Source organism: Ferrimicrobium sp. (assembly GCA_022690815.1).
Taxonomy (GTDB): Bacteria; Actinomycetota; Acidimicrobiia; order Acidimicrobiales; family Acidimicrobiaceae; genus Ferrimicrobium.
In genome coordinates, this window is the sequence record JALCZJ010000017.1 from 42,438 (window position 1) to 51,409 (window position 8,972).

6 protein-coding genes are annotated in these 8,972 nt (G+C 57.6%); 3 read left to right on the forward strand and 3 right to left on the reverse strand.

Annotated elements, in window-relative coordinates; translation table 11 throughout:
* Window positions 1–908: 908 nt before the first annotated feature.
* The 3 genes from MP439_06775 to MP439_06785 all read left to right on the forward strand — a co-directional run bounded on the left by MP439_06775 (window position 909) and on the right by MP439_06785 (window position 4,378).
* Complete coding sequence (locus MP439_06775; GenBank protein ID MCI2975764.1) at window positions 909–1,811, forward strand: ABC transporter permease; 903 nt, start codon at window positions 909–911, stop codon at window positions 1,809–1,811.
* A 125-nt stretch (window positions 1,812–1,936) separates the two neighbouring features.
* Window positions 1,937–2,878, forward strand: coding sequence for an ABC transporter permease (locus tag MP439_06780; GenBank protein MCI2975765.1), 942 nt, complete (start codon window positions 1,937–1,939; stop codon window positions 2,876–2,878).
* Between the two features lie 228 nt (window positions 2,879–3,106).
* Window positions 3,107–4,378: an MFS transporter gene (locus MP439_06785; protein ID MCI2975766.1), complete on the forward strand. Its 1,272-nt coding sequence runs from the start codon at window positions 3,107–3,109 to the stop codon at window positions 4,376–4,378.
* 47 nt (window positions 4,379–4,425) lie between these two features.
* Here MP439_06785 and MP439_06790 read toward each other — a convergent pair whose 3' ends face one another.
* The 3 genes from MP439_06790 to MP439_06800 form a co-directional block, all read right to left on the reverse strand.
* Window positions 4,426–5,463: a hypothetical protein gene (locus tag MP439_06790; GenBank protein MCI2975767.1), complete on the reverse strand. Its 1,038-nt coding sequence runs from the start codon at window positions 5,461–5,463 to the stop codon at window positions 4,426–4,428.
* Window positions 5,460–6,071 carry an RNA polymerase sigma factor gene (locus MP439_06795; GenBank protein ID MCI2975768.1) on the reverse strand — a complete coding sequence of 204 codons (612 nt, stop codon included), beginning with the start codon at window positions 6,069–6,071 and terminating at the stop codon, window positions 5,460–5,462. Before MP439_06795 ends, MP439_06790 begins: the two co-directional genes overlap by 4 nt.
* A 760-nt stretch (window positions 6,072–6,831) precedes the next feature.
* Window positions 6,832–8,649 carry an ABC transporter substrate-binding protein gene (locus MP439_06800; GenBank protein MCI2975769.1) on the reverse strand — a complete coding sequence of 606 codons (1,818 nt, stop codon included), beginning with the start codon at window positions 8,647–8,649 and terminating at the stop codon, window positions 6,832–6,834.
* Window positions 8,650–8,972: the final 323 nt, after the last annotated feature.

Genomic DNA, 8,972 nt, shown 5'->3' on the forward strand with positions numbered 1-8,972 from the left:
CTTAGGACCGGGCACCAACATCCCCGTATGGAGCAATCCACAGGTCATGTCAACCTTTCTTTGCATGACAACATCGTCACGATGCCATCGGATCCACCCTACGTCAGCTCGAAGGACCATAGCGCATGTCGCTAGAGCGCCGACGCCACAGCGTTGTGTGCTGGCATAGCATTGCCTACCCGCCCCAAGCTCGCGGTCCCCATATGTACCATACATAGCAAATATGGTGTAACGTTGGCGGTGCCAGTCAAACCCGGCCAACAGATGCGCACCGTCGGAGATCCTAACGGCGCCCATAGCCCACTGCCAACTAGTCGACCGCAAGCGCCATCTGTCGTATCCACCGGCGACTCTTGCTCGCCGCTTGGTGGGGGTGCATACGAAGGATGAACGACTCATTTTCTGGTTACCTGACAACACGCTAGCCACCGCACCGTCGGTTTCCCCTGCTCATCAGTGTTACCCCTACCTCACCCTCGCATCTGTTGCCAGAACACCAACCACGACGATCAACCCGGAAGACCCCGTGCGCTCAAGATCCGGTGAATCAACCGACAACGAGAAGCCCCCGTTGTGTCAACCTGTCGATACCGTCGCATTAGCACCTGCATCGACTCTATTTCAGAACTTGGAGACTTGCAACCGATTCCATCTCGAATTCTCCCCCATATTACTGATTCCTGCTCGAAAGAAGCGAATCGCCCCTGATCTGAAATTTCCCATCCGAAGTCGGCCAACGCGCCATGACCAAAACATTACGAGGAACACGTGAGAATCTTTTTGGTGATCCAATGCGCACGGTCTGGCCGTCTTGCTGTAACATTACAAGCAACTCGACTCACCCCACTGCATGGTCACTGCCGCCATGACGTTGTCAGGTGAGCGAGGGCCGGGTTGAAGGAGGGGCAATGACGGCGATCAAAGTCGCACCATCGAGCGCGGAGGCGCTCGAAGAAGATCGGCGGGTCAGTGCGCTACGAGTTGCGCTGCGCACCTTTGTCGCCAACAAGCTCGCGGTTGCAAGCCTGGTGATTCTCGTTCTCATCGTGCTCTTTTGCTTCGTGGGACCGTTCGTTTACCATACGAATCAGGTCTCCGCCTCCCTGCTGCTAGAGAATCAACCACCGTCATCGGCACACATCCTCGGCACCAGTCCAGCCGGACGCGACGAGCTTGGTCGCCTGATGCTCGGAGGGCAGAGCACCATTGAACTCGGACTTGCGGTTGGGCTGCTTGCGTCAGCATTCGGACTCATCTGGGGCACCATCAGTGGGTTCATTGGCGGCCTTGTCGACTCCGTGATGATGCGCATCGTTGATGCCCTGCTCTCCATCCCCTTCCTCTTCTTTGTCATCTTGCTCGCCTCCATCGTGCGCCCAACGCTGTGGCTGATCATCCTCGTCATCTCGGGGGTGAGCTGGCTCTCAACGGCGCGGCTGGTACGTGGCGAGACACTGACGCTTAAGACACGTGACTATGTCGTCGCGGCCGCCGGCTTTGGAACACCCAGGTGGCGCCTGATCGCACGCCACATCATGCCGAACGTCCTTGGCGTCCTCGTGGTGAATGGCACCCTCAAGGTAGCAGATGCCATCTTGACCTTTGCAGCCCTTGGCTACCTTGGACTCAGTATTCCACCGCCAGCGACAAACTGGGGGGAGATTTTGGCTGGGGGAGTGAATAATATTTTCGATGGTTACTGGTGGCAACTCTGGCCCGCTGCGATCCTCATCGTCCTCACCGTACTCGCAATCAATGTACTGGGTGATGCACTACGTGACGTTGTCGAATCTCGACTGGCTCAGCACTAGGAGGTCCAGATGACACGAACTTGGATCAACACCCATGCCCCAATACAGCCAACGATGGGCGGCGGTCTCCATCCCGACCGCGTAACGGCGCTCCTTACAGAGCGCTGGGATAGGGAGAACATCCTATGATCCGTTACATTCTCAAACGCTGCGGGCAAGCCATTATCACCATCATCGCGGTCTCAATCATCGTCTTTATCATCTTGCACCTCCTGCCGGGAGGACTTGTTCGCGCCCAACTCGGTCAGAAGGCGAGCCCCGTCCAGGTCCACGCCCTCGAGGTCCAAGAGGGGTTACTCCGGCCGCTGCCAGTTCAGTACCTCACCTGGGCATGGAACGCGCTGCGGGGCAACTTCGGCTACTCTTACAAGCTCAGCGAGAATGTGTCTACCCTGCTCGCCGAGTACGTCCCACGCACCTTCTTCTTGGTTGCCATCTCACTGTTGTTCGCGGTCGCCATCGCCATACCCATGGGCCTCTGGCAAGGCTATCGCCGCAATCGGGCTGATGATCACGCGCTCAGTGGCACCATGCTGATCATGTACTCGATGCCGACCTTCCTCCTCGGGGTCGTCTTGATCGTGGTGCTCAACATCTGGCTGCCGGTCTTCCCCTCAACGGCCTCCAACTTTGGCGGCAGCCTCACGATCGACGCTACCGATCTCGCGCTGCCAATCATCACCCTGTGTCTCGCCAACGTCAGCTACTTCAGTCGCTACATGCGCTCCGCTGTCATCGACAACATGCTCGAAGACTACGTGCGCACGGCCAAGTCCAAGGGCGCCCGCAATCGAACGATACTGCTTCGCCATGTGTTGCGCAATTCCCTGAACTCAACACTGACCCTGCTTGGTCTCTCGCTTCCCTATACGGTCTCGGGGTCGCTAATCGTCGAAGCCCTTTTCAACTATCCCGGTGCCGGCCTGCTGTTTTGGAACTCAGCCCAAACCCGAGACTTCCCGGTATTGCTTGGAATCGTGCTTGTCATCGCCGTCATGACGGTACTCGGTAACCTCATCGTCGATATCCTGTACGGCGTCGTGGACCCTCGAGTGAGAGTCCAATGACCTCCGACCACATGGTTGCGTAGGCGCTATCGCCTTAACACATGACGGCGTACCCAACCCGCTTCGTGGTCGAAGGTAACCGGGCTACCCGCTCTCTGTCTCATCCTGATGCCCGATAGCCGTCGTCGATTCGTGCATTCGTCGCCAGAGTACCACTACCGCTCCTGTAAGCTGAAGGGTAACTGAAATCGACTCCGTCCAACGGCGTCTACGCAATAGGCGGCAACATTGAGCTCTGGATCTTTCACACGATGGCGCCAGGATACCTTCCGTTCACTCACGGTACGCAACTTTCGACTCTTCACCATTGGCCAATTCATCTCGAACACCGGCTCCTGGATGCAATCGATCTCGCTGGCCTATCTTGTCCTCACCCTCAGTAAGAGTGGATCACTGCTCGGGCTGGTCACCGCCGTGCAGTTCCTACCGATTTTGCTCTTCGGAGCCCAGGCAGGCATCGTCGTCGATCGGCTGAATCGTCGCCGCCTCATCATGATCACCCAAACCTCATTCATGTTGGTGGCCTTTGTCCTGTTCTACCTTGTGGCAAGCCATACCATCACCATCACCCTGGTGTTCGTTGCCTCGGTTGTGCTCGGCCTCATCAACGCAATCGACACCCCGGCACGCCAGACCTTCGTCCAGGAGCTCGTAGGGCGCGACAGCCTGCAGAACGCGGTCACCCTCAACTCCGCCAGCTTCAATCTTGCACGAGCCATCGGACCCGCAGTCGTTGGCGTCGCCATCGCACACCTGGGCATCAGCTGGGGCTTTCTTCTCAATGCCATCTCGTTCGTTGCCATCTTGATTGCGCTCGTGATGATGCGACCGACCCAGCTCTTTGTCCAGGGCACTGTGGTTCGTGAGCCAGGACAGATCCGGGCCGGTCTTCGCTATGTTCGCAACCGACCGATATTGCTCGCCACCCTCCTCGCCATCTTGATCGCCGGCATCTTCGCCTATAACTTCCCCGTCACCATCCCATTGCTGGCCGAGACCACCTTCCGCGGACATGCACAGCTCCTCGGCGACTTTATGTCCCTCTTCGGCGTAGGGGCCATCATCGGCAGCGTCGGAGCCGCCTCGCTACGGCGACCCGCAAGCCCGAAACTGATGGTCATCATCTCCGTGGGCTTCGCCGGCCTCATGGGGCTCGTCGCGCTTGCTCCAAGCATCTGGCTCGCTGGGCTTGCCTTGATGGGCCTCGGGGCGATGTCCATCAGCTTCAACGCCTTCGCCAACACAACCTTGCAGTTGAACTCCCGCTTCGAAATGCGAGGCAGGGTCATGGCCCTCTACACCCTTGGGTTCCTCGGAAGCACCCCCATCGGCGCTCCGATCGTCGGCTTCATGTCGCAAGACTTCTCACCGCGCTGGGCCTTTGTCGCCGGAGGCGTCTCGCTCCTCGTCGCTGCTGGCCTCTTTGTACGCCTGCACGGCAACAGCTCGGGCCCTAGGGACCACGGTGTCACCGAGGCACCGACCGCTGCCACCGACTGACACAACACCGTATGAGTGCCACTCGGTGTCAACCGCGAGGCCAGTGCTCACTGGTTTGTCCCAAATTGCAGCGTCTTTTGAAATTGGGTCGGCGTCTCGAAGGCTACCTGGCTTCGACGTGGTGGTATCACCTCCAGCTTGGCGCCGTAATCGAAGAAGGACATGACGAAGGTTGCGTAGATCGGTTGTCCTTGGACGTTCAACTCCAAGGTGAACGACATGTGTACGAGTTCACCGGCACCATTGATCCAGATTGCACATGGTGCGAACGTGGGCAGTTCATGAAGACCCTCGCGAAGGATGGGCAAGGACTGCTCAGCCTTGGCAACACCCTCCTGGCGCAACAGGGACGCTAAATCCAGGTTGACAAAGTATTCCTTGACAGGCGCGCCATCATAGGTTGTGTCACGTTGCCCGGTCACTGTGGTGCCCGCAGGTGGGTGGGCCAAGAAGGCGAGGGGACCCGAACTCACTGGATTCTTGCTCTCCGGTAGACTTTGGCCCCCTGCTTGGGAGAGGTTGACACCCACGTAGCGCTTGTCAGTTGGCAAACCGGGCAACGTTGCGCCAGTGGCGCCAAGGTAGAGGACCTTGTTGACAACCAGTTCATTCAGCGTCAACGACCGACCGTTGCCGGTCACCGTTGTTGAGCTCTCAGCGGCCGGCGCATCCTTCGGTGATCTCGGAGCGACGATGAAACCGGAGGAGTTCGTATCCTCCGAGATGACCGCACCGCCATCGATGGTCTCGCCCATCGTGTAGCGATAGGTCGAACCCACCAGCGCTTTATGATAGGCAGTCTCGATGACCTTCAAGCCCTGGAGCGCATCAGTTGGCCTACTCGTGCCCTGAGACCGTATCCCAAGATTCCCTACGCCGGCCGCCAACACGGCAAGGCCAGCCAAGGATCCCACCAGCACGCGTTTACGATGCTGTCCTGATCGCTTGCTCGATACCTCCTTAGACGCTGATGCTCGACGCTTTGCCAGTGCGACATGCCCTGCCGCTAGCACACGTTCGTGCAAACCCTCTGGTAGATCAGCTTCGTCCCGTCGAAATGCCTTGACGACATCAATCTCGTTCATCGATCCTCCCCGATTCCATGTTCTGGCCCCTCGGCACCCGGGCCGGTGACCTCCAATGACACGCTTGCGGCATCACCTAACTCGCGACGGAACCTCGCCCGGATTCTGGAAAGCTTGGACCGAACGGTCCCATCCGCAAGCCCTAGAGCCACCCCGATCTCCCCTGGGCCAAGATCTTCCCAGGCGTAGAGTAAGAACACGTTCCGGTCCTCGGGTCCCAGACTGGCAAGGAGGCGAGCCACGACGGGACTCAACTCGTCACCGAGTTCTCCTGGATCGCTCGACATGGCATTACCAACTGCTGGTTCAGCGCGCAATCGTGCATCCAGCTCAAGCAGACGCTGTTCATGACGCCAATGTGAGCGCAAAACATTTGAGGCGATACCGTAGACCCAGGCACGCAATGGTGCGCGCCTTTCGTCATAGCTCTCCAGTCGCTGCGCAACGGTCGAGAAGGTCTCAATAACAAGGTCGTCGGCCAGCCCGGGACCCACTCGTCGAAGGAAATACCGGTACAGCTGTGGCAATAGTGATTCAACAACGTCATCGAAAACCATCTGGACACCCTCAGGCTCTGCCGCGTCCATCGGTCCCTCTCGTAACCCCATACCTTCTACTTGTCCGTTCGAGGCCAAAACGTTGCATAACCAATAACCACTTAGTCCAACGTGCAGGGACCATCACGAGACCCAGACCGTGCAGACCACCAATCCAGGACTCCGTCGCGCCACATGATCTGCCGAACTGCACACGCGTCAACATGCCACACGTCGCACAAGCCAGCCGCTCTCGAAAGCCTCTGCCGTAACACTAACGTCACCGCCCCTTATGGCGGCCATACCGTCGGCATCCCGTAGGGCTGCACCCGTCAGCACCGACTAGCACACCCCGCCATACGTGCTGTGATCCGCAGCGAACGTAACGCCCCGTTACGCATCTGACAATCATACGTCACTGCGACCTAACTGGAACTCGCTCCACAACCTGCTTCGACACAGCGTTATCGGCTACCGCCAAGACGAAGATAGCGGTCGATGTTGGGCCCAATCTTGCCCACCACAACCGCCCCGTACCACCCGATCCAACACAATCGCACCCCGGAGAACAACGCCTGACTCGATCACGCGACGGCTGGGTTCAGCCAAGGCATGGTGGGAACCATACCATCGGATATCACAGCCATTGCGATCTCACGGCGCGGGCGACCCAAAACGAACGCTATCTACCATTGCTATCCAGCTCCTAGGCGTTAGGACCTGGTCGCAACCGGGCCGCAAGTACCAGGAACAGTCCACCTGCGCGGTCACACGGTAGCCAGACGACAAAACGCCACCTGGCACAATGCAAGGTGGCGCAATGCTACTTCACTTAGAAGTACCACCGAGACGGTACTGGATCTCCAAAGACCTGCTGTGGATTCCATCCATGGAGATGATCCGACACCACCGAAACTTGCCAGTCCCAGGTTGGGAACCACAGGGCGGCGACATGGCTCGAGATGTAATTCTCGTAGTTGAAAAGTGGTTGTAGACCAGCCTGAGTATGGGTATCGTTGATCAACGTTTGGGCGGTTGGCGAGCTATAACCACCACCCCAATAGTTACCCGATCCGAACATCTGACCACCCGTGGGCAGGACATCACCTTGACCATAGTTCCACAGGAACGTCCGATAGAGGATAATCCCCCAGTTACATGGTCCAGAGGATGGACACACTCCACCGATAGAGAACATCGTCGACTGGGATTGAGGATCAAGCACAAGATCGATGCCAGCCGACTTTGCCGCCGTGGCAAACGCCTCAACCTGAGCCTGCAGCGTCGGAGTACCAGTCTGGTACATAAACTTGAGACTTAAGGGCTCATTCTTGGTAATGTTGGCTCCGCACTGGGATGCACCGGTCCCTGGGCTGGTACAGACCATGACGCCGTTGGAACCCATCGACCAGCCGTGGCTAGTTAGCAACGACTTTGCAGCGCTGATCGAATATGGATCAGGATCGGTCTTCTCCTGCGGCGAGACGTACGGCGAACCCGGGAGGTTGGGAACGGGCCCATAGGTGAGCTGGCCATCGCCATGGAGCGTGGCGCTCAGATACAACGGCTCGTTGATGGTGTGCTGGAGCGCCTGTCGGATGTAGAGTTGCTTTACTAGGGGCCCCCAGGTCTTGCTGGTATAACCCAACTCAGCCCACTGCACATAATCGGTGGCCCATGGAGCAATGGTGTACCCATCGCTCTTGAAGGTAGAGGACAACTTAACATCGCTAAGTGGGAGATAGCCATAGTCCAAGCTGCCGTTGCGCAGGGCATCCACCTCCGCCGTCTGCGACGAGAAGCTCTCAAGCACATAGCCAGAAAGCTTGGGCTTGTCTGGCCCGGTAAAAGCGTTGTTACGCTTAAACACCGTTCGCGCAGTCGTCGGATCATAGGACTGGAGTTTCCACGGACCATCGACAACCTGCCATAATGGGTTCGTGGCATACGTCGAGAGCTTGGACGACTGCGAATACAGGAACTTAAAAACCGCCTTGGCGCCAGCGGTCGTCATATCGTAATTGCCGACCTTGCCGCTAGCCGACTCCTTATCCCAACTCTGCTGAGGCAGCGGGACGACATCGGTGAGCTCGTTATCAGTGAACCACAGGGGGTTAACAGCGCTCTTGAGTTTGAGGGTGAACTTGGTCGGCGAATCGACCGTGAAACTAGCGACATTATCAGGGAAGTTCCCTGGTACATACGTCGCAATCTGATCCTTGTTAGCCACGTACAGGTTGTAGTAGAACTGAACATCACGAGCCGTCACCGCGGTCCCATCAGACCACTTCCATGGATTCAAGGTGATGGTCACCGTCGTGTCCCCATTGGAATACACCGGTTGTTGACCGATGCTGTCCGCATAGTTGATCACCGGACTCGAACCCTCACCTGCAACATAGAGTGGCCGGTACATGCCATACTCAGCATTTTGATCCCAAGGCTCGTAGTTGGCCTCATTCGGCAACGGCAACACCCAAGAATACGTATCACCAGTATGCAAGGCATAACTCGCATAGTTCGCCGCTACCTGTGACGCCGAAGAACCCGACGAAGCAGCACCCGAACTCGTCGACCCACATGCTGCGAGTACTACCGACATGCCACCAGCTAACAGCCCCAACTTCATCCAGCTCTTACGTGACGACATCAGCCGTTCCCTCCCTTTACATCAGCACCCAAGAAACCCCCTGGGCAACCTCAGCTACACCAGCGAGCCTTGCACCAGAACATGATGCAACCCCAAGTGGTACACCACGATACAATCCCAACCTGCATCGTTGATTTCGTACTACTTTATTGCTTTTGAACCATCCGGGCAACCGATTCCGCAGAAATTCACAAAACTCTTCGAAACCCCCAACCCCCCAAAACAGCACAACCCCCCTCACGTGGAGGGGGGTTGTGAAACGAGCGGCAGTGCCCTACTCTCCCAGGGGGCCTCCCCCCAAGTACCATCGGCGTAGGTGGGCT

Excerpts from the sequence above, each read along its gene's own strand:
- MP439_06775 (MCI2975764.1), top strand. The coding sequence starts at position 909 with ATGACGGCGATCAAAGTCGCACCATCGAGCGCGGAGGCGCTCGAAGAA.
- MP439_06795 (MCI2975768.1), bottom strand. The coding sequence starts at position 6,071 with ATGGGGTTACGAGAGGGACCGATGGACGCGGCAGAGCCTGAGGGTGTC.
- MP439_06800 (MCI2975769.1), bottom strand. The coding sequence starts at position 8,649 with ATGTCGTCACGTAAGAGCTGGATGAAGTTGGGGCTGTTAGCTGGTGGC.
- MP439_06780 (MCI2975765.1), top strand. The coding sequence starts at position 1,937 with ATGATCCGTTACATTCTCAAACGCTGCGGGCAAGCCATTATCACCATC.
- MP439_06790 (MCI2975767.1), bottom strand. The coding sequence starts at position 5,463 with ATGAACGAGATTGATGTCGTCAAGGCATTTCGACGGGACGAAGCTGAT.